This window comes from Pseudomonas savastanoi (assembly GCF_020917325.1).
In the GTDB taxonomy this organism is placed as follows: Bacteria; Pseudomonadota; Gammaproteobacteria; order Pseudomonadales; family Pseudomonadaceae; genus Aquipseudomonas; species Aquipseudomonas amygdali.
Genome location: NZ_CP076652.1, coordinates 5,200,130 through 5,220,856 on the forward strand (window position 1 = coordinate 5,200,130; position 20,727 = coordinate 5,220,856).

Annotated in this window: 22 protein-coding genes; 18 read left to right on the forward strand and 4 right to left on the reverse strand. The window is 59.8% G+C overall.

The features are described from left to right. The first annotated feature begins 59 nt into the window (after positions 1 to 59). Genes KP808_RS22070 through KP808_RS22080 form a run of 3 tightly spaced genes read left to right on the forward strand, consistent with a single transcriptional unit; the run spans position 60 to position 3,090 of the window. Positions 60 to 1,262, forward strand: a complete 1,203-nt coding sequence (locus KP808_RS22070) for a bifunctional cobalt-precorrin-7 (C(5))-methyltransferase/cobalt-precorrin-6B (C(15))-methyltransferase (protein WP_002555385.1) — start codon at positions 60 to 62, stop codon at positions 1,260 to 1,262. After that, positions 1,262 to 2,374 carry a cobalt-precorrin-5B (C(1))-methyltransferase gene (locus KP808_RS22075; RefSeq protein ID WP_230016909.1) on the forward strand — a complete coding sequence of 371 codons (1,113 nt, stop codon included), beginning with the start codon at positions 1,262 to 1,264 and terminating at the stop codon, positions 2,372 to 2,374. The genes KP808_RS22070 and KP808_RS22075 overlap by 1 nt, the downstream gene beginning before the upstream one ends. Then, the gene (locus tag KP808_RS22080) at positions 2,371 to 3,090 is read left to right on the forward strand and encodes a cobalt-precorrin-6A reductase (protein ID WP_230016910.1); all 720 of its coding nucleotides are present in this window, start codon (positions 2,371 to 2,373) and stop codon (positions 3,088 to 3,090) included. The genes KP808_RS22075 and KP808_RS22080 overlap by 4 nt, the downstream gene beginning before the upstream one ends. 165 nt (positions 3,091 to 3,255) lie before the next feature. On the opposite strand, the gene KP808_RS22085 is transcribed toward KP808_RS22080, so the two are convergent. Beyond that, positions 3,256 to 3,714: an REP-associated tyrosine transposase gene (locus KP808_RS22085; RefSeq protein ID WP_005732139.1), complete on the reverse strand. Its 459-nt coding sequence runs from the start codon at positions 3,712 to 3,714 to the stop codon at positions 3,256 to 3,258. Between the two features lie 143 nt (positions 3,715 to 3,857). Here KP808_RS22085 and KP808_RS22090 point away from each other — a divergent pair, with 143 nt between their 5' ends. The 14 genes from KP808_RS22090 (at position 3,858) to ureC (ending at position 17,504) form a co-directional block, all read left to right on the forward strand. Then, positions 3,858 to 4,319: a copper chaperone PCu(A)C gene (locus tag KP808_RS22090; protein WP_122259640.1), complete on the forward strand. Its 462-nt coding sequence runs from the start codon at positions 3,858 to 3,860 to the stop codon at positions 4,317 to 4,319. Between the two features lie 88 nt (positions 4,320 to 4,407). Continuing rightward, the gene (locus KP808_RS22095; protein WP_230016912.1) at positions 4,408 to 4,767 is read left to right on the forward strand and encodes a DUF2946 domain-containing protein; all 360 of its coding nucleotides are present in this window, start codon (positions 4,408 to 4,410) and stop codon (positions 4,765 to 4,767) included. A gap of 84 nt (positions 4,768 to 4,851) precedes the next feature. Next, positions 4,852 to 6,225 (forward strand): PepSY-associated TM helix domain-containing protein, encoded by a 1,374-nt coding sequence (locus tag KP808_RS22100; protein WP_230016913.1) that lies wholly within the window; start codon positions 4,852 to 4,854, stop codon positions 6,223 to 6,225. 741 nt (positions 6,226 to 6,966) lie between these two features. Beyond that, the gene (gene urtA / locus KP808_RS22105) at positions 6,967 to 8,232 is read left to right on the forward strand and encodes an urea ABC transporter substrate-binding protein (protein ID WP_230016915.1); all 1,266 of its coding nucleotides are present in this window, start codon (positions 6,967 to 6,969) and stop codon (positions 8,230 to 8,232) included. A 210-nt stretch (positions 8,233 to 8,442) separates the two neighbouring features. Beyond that, positions 8,443 to 10,032 carry an urea ABC transporter permease subunit UrtB gene (gene urtB, locus KP808_RS22110; RefSeq protein ID WP_230016916.1) on the forward strand — a complete coding sequence of 530 codons (1,590 nt, stop codon included), beginning with the start codon at positions 8,443 to 8,445 and terminating at the stop codon, positions 10,030 to 10,032. Next, positions 10,032 to 11,111: an urea ABC transporter permease subunit UrtC gene (urtC, locus tag KP808_RS22115; protein ID WP_058402642.1), complete on the forward strand. Its 1,080-nt coding sequence runs from the start codon at positions 10,032 to 10,034 to the stop codon at positions 11,109 to 11,111. The genes urtB and urtC overlap by 1 nt, the downstream gene beginning before the upstream one ends. After that, on the forward strand, positions 11,108 to 11,968 hold the full coding sequence (urtD, locus tag KP808_RS22120) for an urea ABC transporter ATP-binding protein UrtD (protein ID WP_058402643.1): 861 nt from the start codon (positions 11,108 to 11,110) through the stop codon (positions 11,966 to 11,968). Before urtC ends, urtD begins: the two co-directional genes overlap by 4 nt. 96 nt (positions 11,969 to 12,064) lie before the next feature. Further along, complete coding sequence (gene urtE / locus KP808_RS22125; protein WP_003368879.1) at positions 12,065 to 12,763, forward strand: urea ABC transporter ATP-binding subunit UrtE; 699 nt, start codon at positions 12,065 to 12,067, stop codon at positions 12,761 to 12,763. 52 nt (positions 12,764 to 12,815) lie between these two features. Next, a complete protein-coding gene (locus tag KP808_RS22130; RefSeq protein ID WP_230016918.1) occupies positions 12,816 to 13,661 on the forward strand; it encodes an urease accessory protein UreD in 846 nt (281 codons plus the stop codon). Between the two features lie 302 nt (positions 13,662 to 13,963). Continuing rightward, positions 13,964 to 14,266, forward strand: a complete 303-nt coding sequence (gene ureA, locus KP808_RS22135) for an urease subunit gamma (protein ID WP_002555400.1) — start codon at positions 13,964 to 13,966, stop codon at positions 14,264 to 14,266. Positions 14,267 to 14,276: 10 nt separating this feature from the next. After that, positions 14,277 to 14,819, forward strand: coding sequence for a GNAT family N-acetyltransferase (locus tag KP808_RS22140; protein ID WP_058402645.1), 543 nt, complete (start codon positions 14,277 to 14,279; stop codon positions 14,817 to 14,819). A gap of 10 nt (positions 14,820 to 14,829) precedes the next feature. Further along, positions 14,830 to 15,363, forward strand: a complete 534-nt coding sequence (gene ttr / locus KP808_RS22145) for a tabtoxinine-beta-lactam acetyltransferase Ttr (protein ID WP_230016919.1) — start codon at positions 14,830 to 14,832, stop codon at positions 15,361 to 15,363. Next, complete coding sequence (locus tag KP808_RS22150) at positions 15,360 to 15,668, forward strand: urease subunit beta (protein ID WP_002555403.1); 309 nt, start codon at positions 15,360 to 15,362, stop codon at positions 15,666 to 15,668. Before ttr ends, KP808_RS22150 begins: the two co-directional genes overlap by 4 nt. 135 nt (positions 15,669 to 15,803) lie before the next feature. Then, the gene (ureC, locus tag KP808_RS22155; RefSeq protein WP_058408647.1) at positions 15,804 to 17,504 is read left to right on the forward strand and encodes an urease subunit alpha; all 1,701 of its coding nucleotides are present in this window, start codon (positions 15,804 to 15,806) and stop codon (positions 17,502 to 17,504) included. A 68-nt stretch (positions 17,505 to 17,572) separates the two neighbouring features. On the opposite strand, the gene KP808_RS22160 is transcribed toward ureC, so the two are convergent. Next, positions 17,573 to 17,827: a hypothetical protein gene (locus KP808_RS22160; protein WP_058402648.1), complete on the reverse strand. Its 255-nt coding sequence runs from the start codon at positions 17,825 to 17,827 to the stop codon at positions 17,573 to 17,575. A gap of 13 nt (positions 17,828 to 17,840) precedes the next feature. Next, positions 17,841 to 18,224, reverse strand: coding sequence for a thioredoxin family protein (locus KP808_RS22165; RefSeq protein WP_031597718.1), 384 nt, complete (start codon positions 18,222 to 18,224; stop codon positions 17,841 to 17,843). 160 nt (positions 18,225 to 18,384) lie between these two features. Here KP808_RS22165 and KP808_RS22170 point away from each other — a divergent pair, with 160 nt between their 5' ends. After that, on the forward strand, positions 18,385 to 19,515 hold the full coding sequence (locus KP808_RS22170) for a sensor histidine kinase (RefSeq protein WP_058402650.1): 1,131 nt from the start codon (positions 18,385 to 18,387) through the stop codon (positions 19,513 to 19,515). Positions 19,516 to 19,549: 34 nt separating this feature from the next. Here KP808_RS22170 and cbpA read toward each other — a convergent pair whose 3' ends face one another. Beyond that, entirely contained in the window at positions 19,550 to 20,494 is a 945-nt protein-coding gene (cbpA, locus tag KP808_RS22175) for a curved DNA-binding protein (RefSeq protein ID WP_002555407.1), read from the reverse strand. Between the last annotated feature and the right edge of the window lie 233 nt (positions 20,495 to 20,727).

Here is a 20,727-nt window from a genome sequence, read left to right on the forward strand (position 1 = left end):
CTGCTTTGTCCGCAGGCATGAAAAGGCGCTCTGTCGGAAGTTCGGATTGAGGTAGGTACATGTCGCCGTGGCTGACAGTCGTGGGAATCGGAGAAGACGGTTACAAGGGCCTGGGCAAGAACGCCCGGCACGCTCTGCTGCACGCTGATCAGGTGTTCGGCGGTCCGCGCCAGTTGGCATTGCTGCCGCCGTGCATTCGCGCCGAGCGGCGTGCATGGCCGAGTCCGTTCTCGCTGAACCCGGTGCTGGAACAGCGCGGTGCCGAAATCTGCGTACTGGCCAGTGGCGATCCGATGCTGTTCGGCGTCGGCGCCAGTCTGGCACGCGTGGTAGCCATCGACGAAATGCGCATTCTGCCCGCCCCTTCTTCTTACTCTCTGGCCGCCGCTCGTCTGGGCTGGCCGTTGCAGGAAGTCGTTACCTTGTCAGTGGTTGCCCGGCCGGTGGCCGCTCTGAACGCCCATTTCCATCATGGCGTCCGTCTGTTGGTGCTGAGCAATGACGGCAGCAGCCCCGCAGTAATTGCCGGTTTGTTGCGCGAACGAGGCTTTGGCCCAAGCCGCATGACGGTCCTGGAGCATCTGGGAGGTGAAGCCGAACGGCGCGTCGAGGGGCTGGCCAGTGAATGGGGCAATCCCGAGATCGCTGCACTGAACCTGGTTGCCGTCGATTGTCGCGCCGACGCCAGCGCCATTCGCCTGAGTACAGTGGCCGGTTTGCCAGACAGCGCTTTCGAGCATGACGGCCAGTTGACCAAACGCGACGTGCGGGCCATCACCCTTGCCCGCCTTGCTCCGGTGCCGGGCGAACTGCTGTGGGACGTCGGCGCGGGCTGCGGTTCCATCGGCATCGAATGGATGCGCGCGCACCCGACCTGCCGGGCGATGGCCATAGAAGCGGACGAAGGCCGTCAGCAACTGATCGAATTCAATCGCGATGCGCTGGGCGTGCCGGGCCTGCAATTGGTCCGTGGCAGCGCACCACAGGCGCTGAGCGGTCTGGAACGTCCGGATGCGATTTTTATCGGCGGTGGCGTGACCCGTATCGGCGTACTGGAAACCTGCTGGGAGCAGCTGCGCTCCGGCGGACGGCTGGTCGCCAATGCAGTAACCCTGCAAAGCGAGGCTGCACTCATGGCCTGGCGCGAGCGGCATGGCGGCGAACTGACGCGTATTCACGTCGCCCATGCTCAGCCTCTTGGCGAGTTCGATACGTGGCGTCAGGCCTTGCCGATCACTCTGCTGGATGTAGTCAAACCCTGATGCGCGAAGAAACCGCCGAACAGCCTGCTCCGCTGCGCAGTGGCCTGACCACCGGCAGTTGCGCCACCGCAACCAGCCTCGCGGCGGCGCGGCTGTTGCTCAGCGGGCAAATCAGCGATGCGGTGGAAATTGTGTTGCCCAAGGGCAAACAGGTGCAGATGCGCCTGGAGTTCTGCCGCCTTGTGGATAACTTCGCCGAAGCCGGAACGCTCAAGGATGCCGGTGACGACCCCGACGTCACCCACGGCGCTCTGGTGTTTGCCCGCGTCAGGCTGGAAGCGGCACCCGGCGTGCGCTTCGTGGCGGGCGCAGGTGTGGGCAGCGTGACCCGTCCCGGTCTGGTGTTGGCGGTGGGCGAGCCCGCCATCAACCCGGTGCCTCGACGCATGATGACCGAACACTTGCTGGGGCTGGCGGAAGAACTCGGCTACAGCGGTGGTTTCGAAGTCACGATTGGCGTCGAGGGCGGCGAAGCGCTGGCGCTCAAAACCATGAATCCGCGCCTCGGTATTCTCGGGGGGCTGTCGATTCTCGGCACCAGCGGGATAGTCCGGCCCTTCTCCTGCGCGGCGTACATCGCGTCGATCCATCAGGGCATCGACGTCGCCACCACCAACGGCTATCGGCATATTGCCGCCTGCACCGGCAACGCCAGTGAAGACACCATGCGCCGCGTGTACAACATCCCGGATATCGCCCTGATCGAAATGGGCGATTTCGTCGGCGCAGTGCTCAAGCACCTGCGCAAGGTGCCTGTGGATAAGTTGAGCCTGTGCGGTGGCTTCGGCAAGATCAGCAAACTGGCCGCAGGCCACATGGACCTGCACAGCCGCCATTCGAGCATCGACCTGCCGCAACTGGCGCTGTGGGCTGCGGATATAGGCGCGGACGCAGACCTGCAACAACGTATTTGCGATGCCAATACCAGCCAGCAGGCACTTGCGATGTGCGCTGCAGCGGGTGTGCCGCTGGGTGATGAGGTGTGTCGTCATGCGCTGGCTTTTGCGCGTAGCGTGGTGCCTGCACAGGTTCAGGTCGAAGTGTTCGCCATCGACCGCCAGGGCGGAATCGTCGGTCAGGCGGGCGCTGCGTTATCCAAGGAACACACATGAAACGAATTCTGCTGCTGGGCGGCATTACCGAAGCGCTGGCGATTGCACGCAAGCTCGGGCCTGAGCATATCTATAGCCTGGCAGGTGTGGGTCGAGTGCCGGCAGATCTGGCCTGTCAGTTGAAAGTTGGCGGCTATGGCGGCGCAGAGGGCATGGCGCAGTACATTCGCGAACAGGGCATCGACTTGCTGCTGGACGCTACCCATCCGTATGCCGCGCAAATCAGCCGCAACGCTGCATGTGCAGCCCGGCTGACTGGAATTCCCTGCTGGGCCTTGCGTCGCACTGCCTGGCAGGCTGGTGCGGGTGATGACTGGCGCGAAGTGGCCGACTGGTCAGAACTGGTCACGGCACTGGCGCCCTTCAAGCGCCCACTGTTCACGCTGGGGCGCGAGCCTTTGCAGCATCTGCACGAGATTCCGGAGCATCAATTCTGGACGCTTCGGGCATTGGACAGCTACCCCGGCAATGACCACTGCGAAGTGATCGGCGCGCGCGGCCCGTTTGCACTGGAAGACGAACGTCAGCTGTTTGAACAACGCGATATTGATGTGCTGATCAGCAAAAACAGTGGCAGCAGCTCCACCGAACCCAAGCTTGAAGTCGCCCGCGAGCGCGGCCTGCCCGTCCTGATCCTGAAACGCCCGGAGTTGCCGGAGGTGGATCGGATTTTGTGGAGTGTGGATGAGGTGCTGGAGGCCTTGGGGCTGGAGTGAATGAACCGTCTTCAGTCCTCATGAAAATCCTGAAACAACCCGGCCAGTGGGAGTGAGCTTGCTCACGAAGAGGCCGGTATAGCCGCTGAAAATCAATTGATCCGTTAATCCGCTTTCGCGAGCAAGCGAAGCGTCGCCCGGCTCGCTCCCACAGGGTCGTTATTTTCAAAGCCAAATTGCGTCCCATAAGGGATAATCACGCACGCTTTTGACCAAGCCGGCTCGAACAGGATTGGCAACAATATAACGGGCGAAATTTAAAAGGCTTTCTTCAGTGCGGATGCTTACGTCGTGGAATCCGCTTTGCCAAAAAGGTCCACTGCAGCCGCTGGCTCTGTTTATGGTGATCGCGCTTTTCGATTTGACGCGCTGTACAACTCTGGATAACGAGTGGCTATTCAACTGCAGCAGCCAGTGAATATGGTCCGGCATGACGACCCACGCTAATGAATCGGCCAGTTGCTGCTCCTGGACTTGCCGAAGCTCATCGACGAACAGACGCCCCATGCGCCAGTCAGAAAAAGCAGGTTTTCTCTGGAGTGTTTTCGCGGTGACCAGATAAATCTGGCCTGTACCGGAGATCCGTCCGATGCGCAAACGATGCGACTTTGCCCTCTCACTCATCCCATCACCTTATGGCTGCGTGCTTGGGAGCGACTCTACAAAACGCGCACACTTAGCGGTGCTTAAAGGTTTACCTGAGTGTTTCGTATGTCCAGTCGAGCTGCCCTTCACTCTTTTTCTAAAACTTCCGGAGAACCCCCTCAATGCTCAAAAACGCACTCCTGTTGGCCGCATTACTGCTGCCATCCTGCTTCGCCCAGGCCCATGAGTACAAGGCTGGGCCGTTGCTGATTGGCCATCCCTGGTCAATGGAGCTGCCGCCCAACGCACCGACGGTCGCGGCGTATTTCACTGTCGAGAACAAGGGCGACAGCGCAGATCGTCTGATCAGCGTCGACAGCCCCATCGCCGGGCAAGCGCAGTTGCATGAGCATATACACGCCGACGGGCTGATGAAGATGCAGCACGTTCAGGCGGTCGACATCCCGGCCGGTGCGAAGGTGAGTTTCGCGCCGATGGCCTGGCACGTGATGCTGCTGGACCTCAAAGACCGTTCGAAGCTGGTCACCGGCCAACGCTTCCCGATGACCCTGCATTTTGAAAAGGCGGGAGATGTCGAGGTGCAGGTCGTGGTACAAAAGCAGGCTCCGGAACACCAGCACTGAGTCGTTTTACAAAGTGAGCACATTGCGCCGCGTTCGCGACAGATCAGCCCCCCGTAACAAACGGGGCGCATGGCTGAGTCTGTTCGCCATGTTGATGATCTTTATCGGTCCACTGGTTTCCCAGTCGATGCCGATGGATCATCACGCCGGCATGTCGATGTCCATGCCAGCCAGTATGGATATGTCGGCAGACAGCCACGCCCATCACGGCGGCGAGCATGCCATGCCTGCCGACGCGGACATGAGCGATCACGCGCTGTGGGCAAAATGCGGCTATTGCACACTGCTGTTCAGTTGCCCGGCGCTGCCCCATGTGCTGGAACTGGTCGCAGCCCCGCCACCAAGGCCGGGTGATTTCTTTGCCTCGCAGCCGCTGCCGGGGCATGCACACAAGGCTATATTCCCCAATGCCCGAAGCCGGGCACCGCCAGCGCTCACCACGGCATAACCCGAAAAAAAGATTCCACGACGGCGCGCAGCTCAAGGCTGCGCGCCATTCGTGCTGTGTTATCCCTATTGGGGAGCGTTGAACGTGTCCAAACCTGATGTCTCTTTTTACAACCTTGCCTGGCGATGGCATTTCTATGCAGGGCTGTTCGTCGCGCCGTTCATGATCCTGTTATCGCTGACCGGCATCATTTACCTGTTCAAGCCGCAACTGGACAACCTGATGTACCACGACCTGCTCAGCGTGGCACCGGCCGAGCACCGCCTCACTGCCGACGAGCTGCAACAGCGGGTAAAGAGTGCTTACCCACAGGCAGCCATTGGCAAGTATTTCCCGCCGTTAAACGCCGAGGGCAGTGCGCAGTTTGTGATCAGCGAGCAGGGCCGGGAGGTGAATGTCTTCATTGACCCCTATCGCGGCGAGATTCTTGGCACCCAGGACGCCAAAAAGAACCTGCAGGCGATTGCTCGCGCACTGCATGGCGAGCTGATGATCGGTACGCTGGGTGACCGGCTTGTCGAGCTGGCGGCTGGCTGGGGGATTGTGCTGGTGGTCTCCGGCCTTTATCTATGGTGGCCCCGAGGCCGCTCGGCCGCCGGCGTGTTCTGGCCACGCCTGACCGCCAAGGGGCGCGTGCTGTGGCGTGATCTGCACGCGGTGACGGGTTTCTGGGGTGCGTTGTTGCTGCTGTTCATGCTGTTGAGCGGCATGACCTGGACCGGGCTATGGGGCAAACAATACGCGGCGGTGTGGAACACCTTTCCGGCAGCCATGTGGACAAACGTGCCCAAGTCCGACAAGCAGGCTGGCGAGTTGAACAGTGCCAGCGTGCAGACCGTGCCGTGGGCCATGGAAAATACGCCGATGCCGGTTTCAACCGGCGAGCACGCCGAGCACATGGACCACATGCATATGTCCAGCGCACCGGCAGCGCCAACCGTGTCATTGCAGCGAGTTGTCGACATTGCACGCGCCAGAGAGATCGTACCGGGCTACAGCATCACCCAGCCTAAAACAGCTGATGGCGTGTTCACCGTGTCGGTGTTCGCCGACGACCCGCGCGATGACGCGACGCTGCATATCGATCAGTACACCGGCAAGGTGCTGGCCGACGTGCGCTACGTCGATTACAGCGCAGTTTCCAAGGCCACCGAGCTGGGCGTGATGCTGCATGAAGGCAAGTTTTTCGGCTGGATCAATCAGTTGCTGATCCTGCTGGTCTGCCTGATGGTACTGCTCAGTTCGGTCAGTGGGCTGGTGATCTGGTGGAAGCGCCGACCTCGGAGCGGGCTGGGTGTACCGCCATTGCGCCACGACCTGCCACGCTGGAAAACCGCGACAGTGGTCATGATTGCCCTGGGCGTCATATTCCCTCTGGTGGGTATTTCGATGCTTATTGTCTGGGTGCTTGATCGAATAGTGCTTTCACGCTTTGCCAAAACAGCGGCAACAGCTTAGATTGCTCGCTGCGGGGCCTGAAACCATTGAGTGGCGTTGTGATGAATTCCTCCTCATACCCGGTTTCAGGTCCCGCCCTGCCTCGATTCGCTCCTGCCACCCGAAACTTCCTACCGATTAGATCGCCAATGCTGCCTTCCCCGACCTGCGCTGGCCGATAGCAGTGCGTCGTCAGCCCTGACTACAAGGACCACTTCAGTCAGCCGGATATCGAAAGCCGTACTTACCTCACGCGCTTTATCGACAAGCAACTGGATAAAGTGCTGAAACAGCCATCCGTAATGCCCGAGCACAACTGACCAGCCTGACAACTGCCTGGCCTGCATCCTTGCAGGAAGCAAACAGCGCTGAGCGTTTGAAGTTCGAGTCGCGTGCAACTGGGTGCGACAACACGGGTCAATGGCCAGCTGTTCGTCTGGTTCGATGCTCCCGAGCGACTCGTTGACCAGACCTACGATCTTTACACCGGAGCACAGGAGTTCTGGGTATGAGGCGCTTGGCCGCTTGAGCACAAAGGCAGTAGAGACAATGCTGGTATTTCATGGCCCGCACCATTGCAGCGCATAGCGCACGCCCTCTTCCCGCCCCTGTTCCAGGTTGGTGCGCATACCCTTTACTGCGCGACACATTCGTTCCGTTTTGCGACGCGCTTACGTTGGCCCAGACCTTGCTAAAGCCTGAAAGAGCAACGTAATGCACCGCCGCAAACCCATCAAAAAAATGAACCAAGGGAGCTAGTCAATGAAGCGTCGCAGCCTGATCAAAGCCTTTACCCTGTCCGCATCGATCGCCGCCATGGGGCTGACCTGGACCGTTCAGGCTGCCGAAACCATCAAGGTCGGTATTCTGCATTCGTTGTCCGGGACCATGGCGATCTCCGAGACATCGCTCAAAGACATGGCCTTGATGACTATTGACGAAATCAACGCCAAAGGCGGCGTCAACGGCAAGATGCTCGAAGCAGTGGTTGTCGACCCGGCTTCCAACTGGCCGCTGTTCGCCGAAAAAGGCCGCCAGTTGCTGACCCAGGACAAGGTAGCGGTGGTCTTCGGTTGCTGGACATCGGTGTCGCGCAAATCGGTGCTGCCGGTCTTTGAGGAACTCAACGGCTTGCTGTTCTACCCTGTGCAGTACGAAGGCGAAGAGATGTCGCCCAACGTGTTCTACACCGGTGCCGCGCCTAACCAACAGGCGATCCCTGCGGTCGAGTACGTAATGAGTGAAGAAGGCGGTTCGGCCAAGCGCTTCTTCCTGCTCGGCACCGACTATGTCTACCCACGTACCACCAACAAGATTCTGCGTGCATTCCTGCACTCCAAAGGTGTAGCGGATAAAGACATCGAAGAGGTCTACACCCCGTTCGGTCACTCCGACTATCAAACCATCGTGGCCAACATCAAGAAGTTCTCTGCGGGTGGCAAGACAGCGGTTATCTCCACCGTGAACGGCGATTCCAACGTACCGTTCTACAAGGAACTGGCCAACCAGGGCCTGAAAGCCACCGACGTACCGGTTGTAGCGTTTTCGGTAGGCGAAGAAGAACTGCGCGGCATCGACACCAAACCACTGGTAGGCCACCTCGCCGCCTGGAACTATTTCCAGTCGGTGGAAAACCCGGTCAACAAGAAGTTCGTCGCTGACTGGACTGCCTACGCCAAAAAGAAAAACCTGCCAGGCGCTGACAAAGCGGTAACCAACGACCCGATGGAAGCTACTTACGTCGGTATTCACATGTGGGCACAGGCAGTCGAAAAAGCCAAATCCACTGACGTGGACAAGGTACGCGAGGCCATGGCCGGACAAACCTTCGCAGCACCGTCGGGATTCACCCTGACCATGGACAAAACCAACCACCACTTGCACAAGCCGGTAATGATTGGCGAAGTGGAGGACAACGGTCAGTTTAACGTCGTCTGGCAGACCAAAGAGCCGATCCGCGCCCAGCCATGGAGCCCCTACATTCCTGGCAACGACAAAAAGCCTGATCATCCCGTGAAGAGCAATTGACCTTCGATTGATGATGATCGCTCCCACGCTCCAGCGTGGGAGCGCAGTTCTGGACGCTCTGCGTCCGATCCTGAGCGCGCGGCTCGGTGCATGATTGACGCAGAGCGTCACGAAAGGCATTCCCACGCAGAGCGTGAGGAACGAGCAGTGTCAGGGCAAACAGCCACGAGCGCTTTGTGGAACGCCACAACAGATCAAGGCCATATTGATATGCCTTCTTATCTCTACCGTATGATCCTCGCCATCAGCCTGCTGCTGCCCCTTGCAGCTCAAGCCGGCGATGCCAGTGATTTTGTCGCAGCCAGTTCTGCGCAACAGGCAGAACTGCTGGAGAGCTGGGCAGCCAAGCCGACAACCGAACGCGTCGAACTGCTTGAAGCTCTGCGCGATGGCCGTGTTGCCGCCGACAGCAGCAAGCGCGCCTGGATCGAAAACAACGATCAATACGTGCCGGTCGATGCACAAGCCCCCGCAGCAGCCGACGCCCCAACCCCTGACGAACCGCGCAAACTGCGCCTGAATAACCGGCTGCGCGGTCTGGTTGAAACAGCGCTGGCCAGCCACCAGTTGCTGGCAGCCGATACGCAACTGCGCATGGCAGCTGCCCTGCAATTGCAAAAAAGCGCTCGCCCTGCACAACTGGAACTGCTGACCGAACGTGTCGCCAGCGAAAACGATTCCAGCGTCAAAAGCGCGCTGACCCTGGCGCTGGCCAACCTGCAAATGGTCGACTCCAGCCCGACAGTACGTCTGGCTGCCGTGCGACTGCTGGGTGAAACCGGTGACCCGCTGGCGCGTACCCGTCTTGAATCATTGCTGGCGCCCGGCGTGGAAACCGACGCTTCGGTACGGCTGGCCGCTGAAACCAGCCTGGCACAGGTGAAGCGCAAGCTGATGATCGGGGAAATCCTCGGTCAGGCGTTCAGCGGCATGTCGCTGGGGTCGATCCTGCTGCTGGCGGCGCTGGGCCTGGCGATCACCTTCGGCCTGCTGGGCGTGATCAACATGGCCCATGGCGAGATGCTGATGCTGGGCGCCTATTCAACCTATGTCGTGCAACTGATGCTGCAGCGCTACGCGCCAGGTGCCATCGAATACTATCCGCTGATCGCGCTGCCGGTGGCGTTCTTCGTCACAGCCGCTATCGGCATGGCCCTGGAACGCACAGTGATTCGTCACTTGTATGGCCGCCCACTGGAAACCCTGCTAGCCACCTGGGGCATCAGCCTGATGCTGATTCAGGCCGTGCGTCTGGCCTTCGGCGCGCAGAACGTTGAAGTCGCCAACCCGCAATGGCTGTCGGGCGGTATCCAGGTGTTGCCTAACCTGGTATTGCCCTACAACCGCATCGTAATCATCGCCTTCGCGCTGTTCGTGGTCGTGCTGACCTGGCTGCTGCTGAACAAGACCCGATTGGGGTTGAACGTGCGCGCCGTCACCCAGAACCGCAACATGGCCGCCTGCTGCGGCGTGCCGACCGGGCGCATCGACATGATGGCATTCGGTCTGGGTTCGGGTATTGCAGGTCTGGGCGGCGTCGCCCTGAGCCAGATCGGCAACGTCGGCCCCGACCTTGGCCAAAGCTACATCATCGACTCATTCCTGGTGGTGGTGCTCGGTGGTGTCGGGCAACTGGCCGGTAGCGTGATGGCGGCCTTCGGGCTGGGCATCGCCAACAAGATTCTCGAACCGCAAATCGGCGCTGTATTGGGCAAGATCCTGATCCTGGCGCTGATCATTCTGTTTATCCAGAAACGTCCGCAAGGCCTCTTCGCATTGAAAGGACGGGTGATCGACTGATGAGCCAGCCATTGATGGTAACTGCCGCGCAAAAAGTCGGGCCCAAGGGCACGCTGACCGCAGGTATTGTGATATTGGCTGTGCTGTTGGCACTGCCGTTGCTGTCGTTGTTGCCTGCCGATAACAGCTTTCAGGTATCGGCCTACACCCTGACCCTGGTGGGCAAGATCCTCTGCTACGCCATTGTCGCCCTGGCGCTGGATCTGGTCTGGGGCTATGCCGGACTATTGTCGCTGGGCCACGGCCTGTTCTTCGCGCTGGGCGGTTATGCCATGGGCATGTACCTGATGCGCGAGGCCGCAGGCGACGGTTTGCCTGCGTTCATGACTTTCCTGTCGTGGACCGAACTGCCGTGGTACTGGGCAGGCACCGACAATTTCCTCTGGGCGCTGTGCCTGGTGGTCCTGGCGCCGGGGTTGCTGGCGCTGGTGTTTGGTTTCTTCGCCTTCCGCTCGCGGATCAAGGGTGTGTATTTCTCGATCATGACCCAGGCCCTGACGTTTGCCGGCATGCTGCTGTTCTTTCGCAACGAGACTGGCTTTGGCGGTAACAACGGGTTTACCAACTTTCGCAGCATTCTGGGTTTCAGCATCAGTTCCCAAGGAACCAGAGCGACGCTGTTTCTGGCGACGGTCGTGTTGCTGGTTGCCAGCCTGTACATCGGCTGGCGTCTGGCGCAGAGCAAGTTCGGCCGGGTTCTGACGGCGTTGCGTGATGCGGAAAACCGCCTGATGTTCTGCGGTTACGATCCGCGCGGCTTCAAGCTGTTTGTCTGGGTCTTGAGCGCCGTGCTGTGCGGGCTGGCCGGGGCCCTGTATGTGCCGCAGGTCGGCATCATCAACCCCAGCGAAATGTCCCCGACCAACTCCATCGAAGCTGCGGTTTGGGTAGCATTGGGCGGCCGTGGCACGTTGATCGGCCCGTTATTGGGCGCGGGTCTGGTGAATGGCATGAAAAGCTGGTTCACCGTGGCTTTCCCGGAATACTGGCTGTTCTTTCTCGGCGCGCTGTTCATCATCGTCACGCTGTACCTGCCCAAGGGCGTGATCGGCTTGCTGAAGAAAAGGAGCGAGCAATGAAAACCACTCCTACCCCGTCGTTCATGCTTGAACCGGTTCTGGCACCCAACTCCGATGCAGGCACCAGCCGCGATGCGGTAGGCCTCGGCAAAAGCGCTGGCAAAGGGCTGAACACGCGGCACGGCACGATCCTGACGCTGGAAGACATCAGCGTCAGCTTCGACGGTTTCAAGGCGCTGAACGACCTGAATCTGTACATCGGCGTGGGCGAACTGCGTTGCATCATCGGTCCCAACGGCGCTGGCAAGACCACGCTGATGGACGTCATCACCGGCAAGACCCGCCCCAGCCACGGCAAGGCCTGGTTCGGTGAAACGCTGGACCTGACGCAGATGAGCGAAGTGCAGATCGCTCAGGCCGGGATTGGCCGAAAATTCCAGAAGCCGACGGTGTTCGAAGCCTTGAGCGTGTTCGAGAACCTCGAACTGGCGCAAAAGACCGACAAATCGGTATGGGCCAGTTTGCGTGCGCGGTTGAGCGGCGAACAGCAGGACCGGATACACGAAGTGCTGGAGACCATTCGCCTGACCACCTCCATGCACCGTCCGGCGGGCTTGCTGTCCCACGGCCAGAAGCAGTTTCTGGAAATCGGCATGCTGCTGGTTCAGGACCCGCAACTGCTGCTGCTCGACGAGCCGGTGGCGGGCATGACCGACGCCGAAACCGAATTTACCGCCGAGCTGTTCAAGGGCCTGGCCGGCAAGCATTCGCTGATGGTGGTCGAGCACGACATGGGCTTCGTCGGCTCGATTGCCGACCACGTCACCGTGCTGCACCAAGGCAGTGTATTGGCCGAAGGCTCGCTGAACGACGTGCAGGCCGACGAACGCGTGATCGAAGTGTATTTAGGGCGCTGACGCAACGAACTGATCGGCGCGCGGCGCGCAAATACCTGTCCAGACGCCCCGCGGCGCAACATTGCGATTACGCTGCAACCGACGAGAACACCAACCATGCTCCAGGTCGAAAAGCTTCATCAGTATTACGGCGGCAGCCACATTCTTCGTGGTCTGTCGTTTGATGTGAAGGTCGGTGAAGTCACCTGCCTGCTGGGCCGCAATGGCGTGGGCAAGACCACGCTGTTGCGTGTGCTGATGGGCTTGTTGCCGTCGAAGGAAGGCTCGGTGCAATGGGAAGGCAAGACCATCACCCAGTTCAAGACGCATCAGCGGGTGCATGCCGGGATTGCTTACGTGCCGCAAGGCCGGGAAATCTTCGGCCGGCTGACGGTCGAGGAAAACCTGTTGATGGGCCTGTCACGTTTTCCGGGCTCCGAAGCCAAGGAAGTGCCGGCATTTATCTACGAGCTGTTCCCGGTGCTGCTGCAGATGAAACATCGGCGTGGCGGCGATCTGTCCGGCGGTCAGCAGCAACAATTGGCGATAGGCCGGGCACTGGCGAGTCGCCCACGCTTGCTGATTCTCGACGAGCCCACCGAAGGTATTCAGCCCTCGGTGATCAAGGAGATCGGCGCAGTGATCAAAAAACTGGCCGAGCGCGGCGACATGGCGATTCTGCTGGTCGAGCAGTTCTACGACTTCGCGGCGGAACTGGCCGATCAATATCTGGTGATGTCGCGGGGAGAAATCGTCCAGCAGGGCCGTGGCGAGAACATGGAGACCGACGGGGTTCGCGGTCTGGTGACTATTTAATTAATGCGCCAATCCGTTATCGTGCCGCACTCGACAAGCCAATGAAGACACCATGAATCTGCCTGCCAACACCGCCCTTTTCACCCCCAGCTGGCATGCCGAGCTGGAATTGGGTTATGGCCGTTTCGATGACTGCACACGCCCGACCCAACGGCGCCACAAAGGACCGCTGCGGGTGCAAAAGCATCTGTATGCCGAAGGGCCGCAGGTGTGCCAGCACATCATCGTTCACCCACCGGGCGGTATCGCCGGGGGAGACCGGCTGGATATTTCGGCCACGGTCGGTGCCGATGCCTGGGCACAACTGACCAGCCCCGGCGCAGCGAAATGGTATCGCGCCGCCAGCCCGGCCTTTCAGCAACTTGAACTGCACGTCCACCCCGGCGCGACACTGGAATGGCTGCCGCAGGAAACCATCGTCTTCAGCAATGCCCAGGCAGAACTCACCACCCGCATAGAACTGCACGATGACGCGAAGCTATGCTACTGGGATGTAGTAGCACTGGGCCGTCCGGCCAGCGGCGAGTGTTTCGAGCAGGGGCATTTTCAGTCGCATCTGGATATCCGTCGCGACGGCACATTGCTCTGGCACGAACGGCAACGCATCATCGGTGGCGACGGGCTGCTGGACTCGCCCATCGGTCTGGACGGCAAAACGGTATTCGCCACCCTGCTACTGACCGGTGAAGTGAGCAGCGATCTGCTTGAAGCCTGTCGCTCACTGTCGATGCCCAACCCGGTGCGCGGTGATCTGACCCAATTGCCGGGCCTTGTGGTGGCTCGCTGCCTGGCAGACGAAGCATTGCACGCGAGGGCCTGGCTGATACAAATCTGGAAATACCTGCGCCCTGCCCTGCTGGGACGCGAGGCAGTAACGCCAAGAATCTGGAACACCTGATTGATGACTGGACGCTCTGCATTCCAGGCTACACCCTCGGCGCTGATGCACTCAGCGTGGTACATAAGTCCTGAAAAGCCCGAAAATCGGGGCTTTTAGCGCTTCTGCCCGCAGGGCGTGGGAGCGAACTTGTTCGCGAAGACAATGTTTTAGGCGCTGCATTTTCGGCGACTACACCGGCCCCTTCGCGAACAAGTTCGCTCCCACGGCCTTCGGCCAGAACCCAAAACAGACTTATACATAACAATGAGGGCTCAAGCCTGGGAACGATCAACCACCGAATTTGAACAAACGGAACCCCCATGGACCTGACACCACGCGAAAAAGACAAGCTGCTGATCTTCACCGCCGGACTGGTTGCCGAACGGCGTCTGGCGCGCGGCGTGAAGCTCAATTATCCGGAAGCCATGGCTTACATCTCTGCGGCACTGCTGGAAGGTGCGCGTGACGGGCAGACCGTCGCTGACCTCATGCACTACGGCACGACCCTGCTGACCCGCGATCAGGTCATGGAGGGCATTGCGGAGATGATCCCGGAGATTCAGGTGGAAGCCACCTTCCCGGACGGCACCAAACTGGTCACCGTGCATCAGCCGATTGCCTGAAGGAGTGATCATGCAAGACGTGATTCGCGATGCCCTGCCGGTCGATCTGCCAGGCATTCTGGCCATCTACAACGACGCAGTGCTCAACACCACGGCTATCTGGAATGAACAACCGGTCGACCTGGCCAACCGCCAGGCCTGGTACGCAGCTCGCCAGAGTCAGGCGTATCCAATTCTGGTGGCCGTCGATCACGCAGGCGAAGTGCTCGGCTACTCATCGTTTGGCGACTGGCGCCCCTTCGAAGGGTTTCGCCATACGGTGGAGCATTCGGTCTATGTTCGCGCAGACCAGCGCGGCAAGGGGCTGGGGCCGCAACTGATGGCATCGCTGATCGAACGGGCCAGAGCCTGCGACAAGCACATGATGGTAGCCGCCATCGAAAGCGGCAACGCGGCCTCCATCGCCCTGCATGAACGCCTTGGCTTTCAGACCACCGGACAAATGCCGCAAGTCGGCACCAAGTTCGGCCGCTGGCTGGACCTGACCTTCATGCAACTGGATTTGTCGCCAGGTGTTCCGGCACCCGCGTCACAAGCACCCAAGCCCCTCTAGAGAGCACGCCATGAACCATGCACAACTGCGACGTGTTACCGCTGAAAGCTTCGCCCATTATCGCCATGGCCTGGCGCAGTTGCTGTTCGAAACGGTTCACGGCGGCGCATCGGTGGGGTTCATGGCTGATCTGGATATGCCGCAAGGGTACGCCTGGTGCGATGGCCTGAAGGCCGATATCGCCGCGGGCAGTCTGCTGCTGTGGGTGGTGGCCGAAGACGATAACGTGCTGGCCAGCGCGCAGTTGTCACTGTGCCAGAAGCCCAATGGCCTGAACCGCGCCGAAGTGCAGAAACTGATGGTGCTGCCCAGCGCCAGAGGTCGTGGTCTGGGCAGGCAACTGATGGACGAAGTCGAGCAGGTTGCAGTCAAACACAAGCGCGGGTTGCTGCACCTGGACACCGAGGCGGGCTCGGTGGCTGAAGCGTTCTATAGCGCGCTGGCCTACACCCGCGTCGGCGAACTGCCAGGCTACTGCGCCACACCGGACGGTCGACTTCACCCGACCGCCATTTATTTCAAAACCTTGGGGCAACCGACATGATCCCTGGTCAATACCAGATCCAGCCCGGCGATATCGAACTCAACGCCGGACGCCGCACCCTCAGCCTGACCGTCGCCAACAGCGGCGACCGGCCGATTCAGGTGGGCTCGCATTTCCACTTTTTCGAAACCAATGACGCACTGACCTTCGATCGCGCCGCCAGCCGTGGCATGCGCCTGAATATTCCCGCCGGCACCGCAGTGCGCTTCGAACCGGGCCAGTCCCGTGAAGTCGAGCTGGTGGACCTGGCCGGATTGCGCAAGGTGTACGGCTTTGCCGGACGGGTAATGGGCGATCTGGATTGAAGCCTTTTTGAATATCGTTCCGACGCTCCGTGGGAATGCCGTTGGTGACGCAGGGCGTCGCCGGATGCATACCAACGCGGAGCATTGGCACGAGAATCAGTCAGGTTTGCGTACAACGATGCATAAGGAATCACCATGAAGATTTCCAGACAAGCCTACGCCGACATGTTCGGCCCCACCGTTGGCGACAAGGTTCGGCTGGCGGATACCGAGCTGTGGATCGAGGTCGAAAAGGACTTCACCACCTATGGCGAAGAAGTGAAGTTCGGCGGTGGCAAGGTCATCCGTGACGGCATGGGCCAGGGCCAATTGATGGCCGCCGACGTGGTCGACACGCTGATCACCAACGCCCTGATCATCGACCATTGGGGCATCGTCAAAGCGGATGTCGGCATCAAGAATGGGCGCATCGCAGCCATCGGCAAGGCCGGGAACCCGGACATTCAGCCAGACGTGACCATTGCGGTCGGCGCGGCCACCGAAGTCATTGCCGGTGAAGGCATGATCCTCACCGCTGGCGGCGTCGACACGCACATCCACTTCATCTGCCCACAGCAGATCGAAGAAGCGCTGATGAGCGGCGTGACCACCATGATCGGCGGCGGCACCGGCCCTGCCACTGGCACCAACGCCACCACAGTCACGCCCGGTCCTTGGCACATGGCGCGCATGCTCCAGGCTTCGGATTCGTTTCCGATGAACATCGGCTTCACCGGCAAGGGCAACGTCAGCCTGCCCGGTCCGCTGATCGAGCAGGTCAAGGCGGGCGCTATCGGTCTGAAGCTGCACGAGGACTGGGGCACCACGCCTGCGGCCATCGACAACTGCCTGAGCGTTGCCGATGAATACGACGTGCAGGTCGCGATTCACAGCGACACGCTGAATGAGTCAGGTTTTGTCGAAACCACCCTCGCCGCGTTCAAGAACCGCACCATCCACACCTACCACACTGAAGGTGCAGGTGGCGGCCACGCGCCGGATATCATCAAGGCCTGTGGTTCGCCGAATGTGCTGCCCAGCTCGACCAACCCGACCCGGCCCTTTACCCGTAACACCATCGACGAACACCTGGACATGCTCATGGTCTGCCACCACCTGGACCCGAGCATCGCCGAAGACGTGGCCTTCGCGGAAAGCCGCATCCGCCGCGAAACCATCGCCGCCGAGGACATTCTTCACGACCTGGGCGCCTTTTCGATGCTCAGTTCAGACAGCCAGGCCATGGGCCGGGTTGGCGAAGTGATCATGCGCACCTGGCAAACCGCCGACAAGATGAAGAAACAACGCGGCCCCCTGCCGCAGGACGGTCCCGGCAACGACAACTTCCGCGCCAAGCGCTACATCGCCAAATACACCATCAACCCAGCGATCACCCATGGCATCAGCCATGAAGTGGGCTCCGTCGAAGTCGGCAAGTGGGCGGACCTGGTGCTGTGGCGTCCGGCGTTCTTCGGTGTCAAACCGACCCTGATTCTCAAGGGCGGCGCCATTGCCGCCAGCCTGATGGGCGACGCCAACGCTTCGATCCCGACCCCGCAACCGGTTCACTACCGCCCGATGTTCGCCAGCTACGGCAGCTCGCTGCATGCCACCAGCATGACCTTTATCAGCCAGGCAGCATTCGACGCAGGCGTACCGGCGTCACTGGGCCTGAAGAAGCAGATCGGTGTGGTCAAAGGTTGTCGCACCGTGCAGAAGAAAGACCTGATCCACAACGACTACCTGCCGGACATCGAAGTCGACCCACAGACCTATCAGGTCAAGGCCGACGGCGTGCTGCTGTGGTGCGAACCGGCCGATGTGCTGCCGATGGCACAGCGGTATTTTCTGTTCTAGCAAAGCGCTCGAAAGTGGGGGGCTCTTGTTGAGCCCCTGCTGCTCGACGTACAAACTGGATTAAAGCCCTAAGGCTCAAGACGCCCCAGGAATGTCTCTTTAGAGTTCAGTATCTGCAACGACTGCAGCGAGTCGTTGATGGCGTCGAGCATGCCCAGATCCTGTTCAGTCGATTTACCCTGCAACACCCGATGCAGAGCAAGAAATACGCTGAGTTTGCCTCCAGCCATATAGTCCCGTTTGCTTACTTTTGCATCTGCCAGTATCTCCCCCGCCAGCGCGATCTGCTCTTCGACGAACGCTGCAAACTCTGTCTTCAACATGTTGAATCTCCGGTTATGAGGTGAGTAGCAACTCATCCAGCACTTGCACCATCCGCTCCCTGGTTTGCTGCCCTACAAGGTCTTCCCGTACTCTTTTGCCATCCTTGAAAAAAACCATCGTCGGACCGTGATTTATCTCGTACTCGTTCGAAGTCACGGGGTTCAAAGAGTCTTTGAGATCCGAATCCAGCTCGATCTCTACTCTGATCAGGCTTACCTTTTCGGCGTATTTCTCTTCCAGCGCATCAAAAATGGCATCCATTCTGGCGCTGGCGTTTTGATCACCTCGTTTACTGACTTTTCCTTTCGTCGAGAACTCCACCGCCACAAGCCTGTGGCAGCTGGCATCGACAACCTCTTTCTGGAAGGTTGAATCGGTAGCAGTGATGACACTCATGTTCAGGCCCCTCATTCAATTAATCGCTGATTGAACATAGGCCTGCAAAAAAAGGGCGTCTACTGACAGAAATGACAGTGAACGCCCTGTTTGTCGTGTCATGCAAAGGAGGTAATATGCGCCCATCTTCCGTCACGCTCCTCCAACAAGGTAGTCGGCCATGCGCCTTTCCGAGTTCATCGTTGTTCATGTGGATCGCATTGTCGATGAATGGGAAGACTTCGCCAGGACTCTGAAACCTGCCGCCGACTCGATGAGCAAGCTGGAGCTACGCGATCACGCCAAATCGATTCTGCTCGCAGCTGCACGGGACATGAAAACCGCGCAGAGCAAAATCGAGGAGATTGCCAAGGCCAGAGGCGAGGAGCTTAACAAGACGCCAAGCCTGGACGAGGCCGCCAGCAGCCATGGCGAGTTGCGCCATGAAGTCGGCTTTGATCTGGTGCAGATGACTTCGGAATTCCGCCACCTGCGTGCCAGCGTTATCCGTTTATGGGTAGAAAGCCTTGCAGCACCACAGCTGGCCGATTTTCAGGACGTGATTCGCTTCAACGAGGCCATTGACGAAGCACTTGCCGAGTCCACTGCCGCCTATGCCGAACGGGTCGGTCGCTCGCGGGACATCTTCCTCGCCATTCTGGGTCATGACCTGCGCGCGCCGCTTCAGGCCGTCAGCATGTCCGCCGAGTTGCTGGCGCGCAAAATAGCGCAGGATGAGAAAACCCATTCATATATCTCGCGCATTCAGATGAGCACTCGTCACATGGGCGCGATGGTCAGCGATCTGCTTGAGTTTGTGCGCAGCCGTCTGGGCGCGGGCCTGCCGGTGGAGCGTAAGTACATGGACCTGGCGCATGCCTGTCGCGAAGCCATCGAGGAAGCCTGCGCCGGACATCCCGGCGCTGTTCCGGTTCTGGAAGTCGAGGGCGACACAAAGGGCCACTGGGACGCCGCGCGGATGGGCCAACTGCTGCAGAACCTGATCGGCAACGCCATGCAGCATGGCGCGGCCGCCCACGAGATCAGGCTCAGGGTCAGCGGCAATCAGAACACTGTCGAGCTGATTGTGCATAACGAAGGCAAGCCGATTGCCGAAGACGCAATAGGTACCATCTTCGACCCGCTGGTGCGCAGCACCCATGAGGACAGCGATACGCGCAACACCACTACCAGCCTCGGGCTGGGCCTGTTTATCGTCAAGGAAGTGGTCAACGCCCACAGCGGCAGCATCACCGTCACCTCGACCATAAACGAAGGCACCACGTTTACTGTGGTACTGCCCAGAACCTGACTCAGGCTGTTGATCGCGCAGCCACGCAGTCAGCTCAACCCTTCCACTGCGCCCGGGGATCAAACGAGGAGCTGTCTGCCAGTTTCTGCCAGAGTGCCCGGGTTGCCTCGTCGGTGTGCTTGGGCACGACGATTTTCAGCTGGGCGTAAAGGTCGCCCCGCTCGCCGCTCTTGTTCATCAGGCCGTTACCCTTGATCCGCAGGCGCTGACCGTTCTGACTGTCCGGGCGGATGGTCAGGTTGATCCTGCTGTTCAGCGTCGGTACCGCCACCTTGGTGCCCAGCACTGCTTCCCAGGGCGCCAGTGGAACGGTAATGACCAGATCATGGCCCTCGACCTCGAACAGAGGGTGCGGTGCCAGGCGAATGATCAGGTACAGATCGCCATTGGCACCCCCGCCCACTCCAGGCGCGCCCTGGCCCTTGAGACGAATGCGCTCGCCGTCAACGACGCCCGCTGGAATCTTCACATTCAGGGTCTTGGTGATATCGCTCATGCGCTGCCCGTTGGGGCTGTGCTGAGGCACCTTGAAACTGACCTGCTTGGATTCACCCGACAAGGTCTCCTCAAGGAAGACTGCCAGCTCCATCTCTACGTCCTGCCCGGTACGCCCCGGGTTGCGGGTACGGCCGCCCTGCTGTGGCCGACCACCGAAAATGGAGCTGAAAAACTCTGAAAAGTCTGCCGTTTCCTCGAATCCGCCAGCGCCTGCGCCAGCCCGGCTTTGCCAGCCTGGCGGGGTCTGGAACGGACGGCCCTGCCGACCGTACTTGCGCAGTTCATCGTACTCGGCGCGCTTGTCAGGGCTGCTGAGCACCTCGTAGGCTTCGGACGCTTCCTTGAACTTGTCTTCGGCGCCTGCTTCCTTGCTGACGTCAGGGTGATACTTGCGCGCCAGTTTGCGATAGGCGGTCTTGATCGCCTTGTCGTCCGCAGTCGGCTCAACGTCAAGTATCTTGTAGTAGTCTTTGAAATCCATGTAACGATCACCCATCCGAATTATCCGGCAAAGCCAGATACGCTGGCGTCACGCGCCCAGCTCCCTCTGTTCACGAGGTATCTGGATTACCTAACGTCGAAAATTTATAGATAGCCGGCCGTCTTTGCAGACGGGTCGATAGCTCGACAACATCGTGTTCGACAGCCAGGTCTACCGAGAATCCCTTCAAGATTGGGGGTAACGGGCTTCAGTTCAAGCCTTGACGGTAAATA

What these genes read in the sequence shown, in the direction of transcription:
- urtB (WP_230016916.1), top strand. Translation starts at nt 8,443, where the DNA reads ATGCCTTCTTATCTCTACCGTATGATCCTCGCCATCAGCCTGCTGCTG.
- KP808_RS22160 (WP_058402648.1), bottom strand. Translation starts at nt 17,827, where the DNA reads ATGTTGAAGACAGAGTTTGCAGCGTTCGTCGAAGAGCAGATCGCGCTG.
- ureC (WP_058408647.1), top strand. Translation starts at nt 15,804, where the DNA reads ATGAAGATTTCCAGACAAGCCTACGCCGACATGTTCGGCCCCACCGTT.
- KP808_RS22085 (WP_005732139.1), bottom strand. Translation starts at nt 3,714, where the DNA reads ATGAGTGAGAGGGCAAAGTCGCATCGTTTGCGCATCGGACGGATCTCC.
- KP808_RS22165 (WP_031597718.1), bottom strand. Translation starts at nt 18,224, where the DNA reads ATGAGTGTCATCACTGCTACCGATTCAACCTTCCAGAAAGAGGTTGTC.
- urtD (WP_058402643.1), top strand. Translation starts at nt 11,108, where the DNA reads ATGAAAACCACTCCTACCCCGTCGTTCATGCTTGAACCGGTTCTGGCA.
- urtA (WP_230016915.1), top strand. Translation starts at nt 6,967, where the DNA reads ATGAAGCGTCGCAGCCTGATCAAAGCCTTTACCCTGTCCGCATCGATC.
- cbpA (WP_002555407.1), bottom strand. Translation starts at nt 20,494, where the DNA reads ATGGATTTCAAAGACTACTACAAGATACTTGACGTTGAGCCGACTGCG.
- KP808_RS22075 (WP_230016909.1), top strand. Translation starts at nt 1,262, where the DNA reads ATGCGCGAAGAAACCGCCGAACAGCCTGCTCCGCTGCGCAGTGGCCTG.
- KP808_RS22130 (WP_230016918.1), top strand. Translation starts at nt 12,816, where the DNA reads ATGAATCTGCCTGCCAACACCGCCCTTTTCACCCCCAGCTGGCATGCC.
- urtC (WP_058402642.1), top strand. Translation starts at nt 10,032, where the DNA reads ATGAGCCAGCCATTGATGGTAACTGCCGCGCAAAAAGTCGGGCCCAAG.
- KP808_RS22080 (WP_230016910.1), top strand. Translation starts at nt 2,371, where the DNA reads ATGAAACGAATTCTGCTGCTGGGCGGCATTACCGAAGCGCTGGCGATT.
- ttr (WP_230016919.1), top strand. Translation starts at nt 14,830, where the DNA reads ATGAACCATGCACAACTGCGACGTGTTACCGCTGAAAGCTTCGCCCAT.
- KP808_RS22095 (WP_230016912.1), top strand. Translation starts at nt 4,408, where the DNA reads ATGTTGATGATCTTTATCGGTCCACTGGTTTCCCAGTCGATGCCGATG.
- KP808_RS22140 (WP_058402645.1), top strand. Translation starts at nt 14,277, where the DNA reads ATGCAAGACGTGATTCGCGATGCCCTGCCGGTCGATCTGCCAGGCATT.
- KP808_RS22150 (WP_002555403.1), top strand. Translation starts at nt 15,360, where the DNA reads ATGATCCCTGGTCAATACCAGATCCAGCCCGGCGATATCGAACTCAAC.
- KP808_RS22070 (WP_002555385.1), top strand. Translation starts at nt 60, where the DNA reads ATGTCGCCGTGGCTGACAGTCGTGGGAATCGGAGAAGACGGTTACAAG.
- KP808_RS22170 (WP_058402650.1), top strand. Translation starts at nt 18,385, where the DNA reads ATGCGCCTTTCCGAGTTCATCGTTGTTCATGTGGATCGCATTGTCGAT.
- urtE (WP_003368879.1), top strand. Translation starts at nt 12,065, where the DNA reads ATGCTCCAGGTCGAAAAGCTTCATCAGTATTACGGCGGCAGCCACATT.
- KP808_RS22090 (WP_122259640.1), top strand. Translation starts at nt 3,858, where the DNA reads ATGCTCAAAAACGCACTCCTGTTGGCCGCATTACTGCTGCCATCCTGC.
- ureA (WP_002555400.1), top strand. Translation starts at nt 13,964, where the DNA reads ATGGACCTGACACCACGCGAAAAAGACAAGCTGCTGATCTTCACCGCC.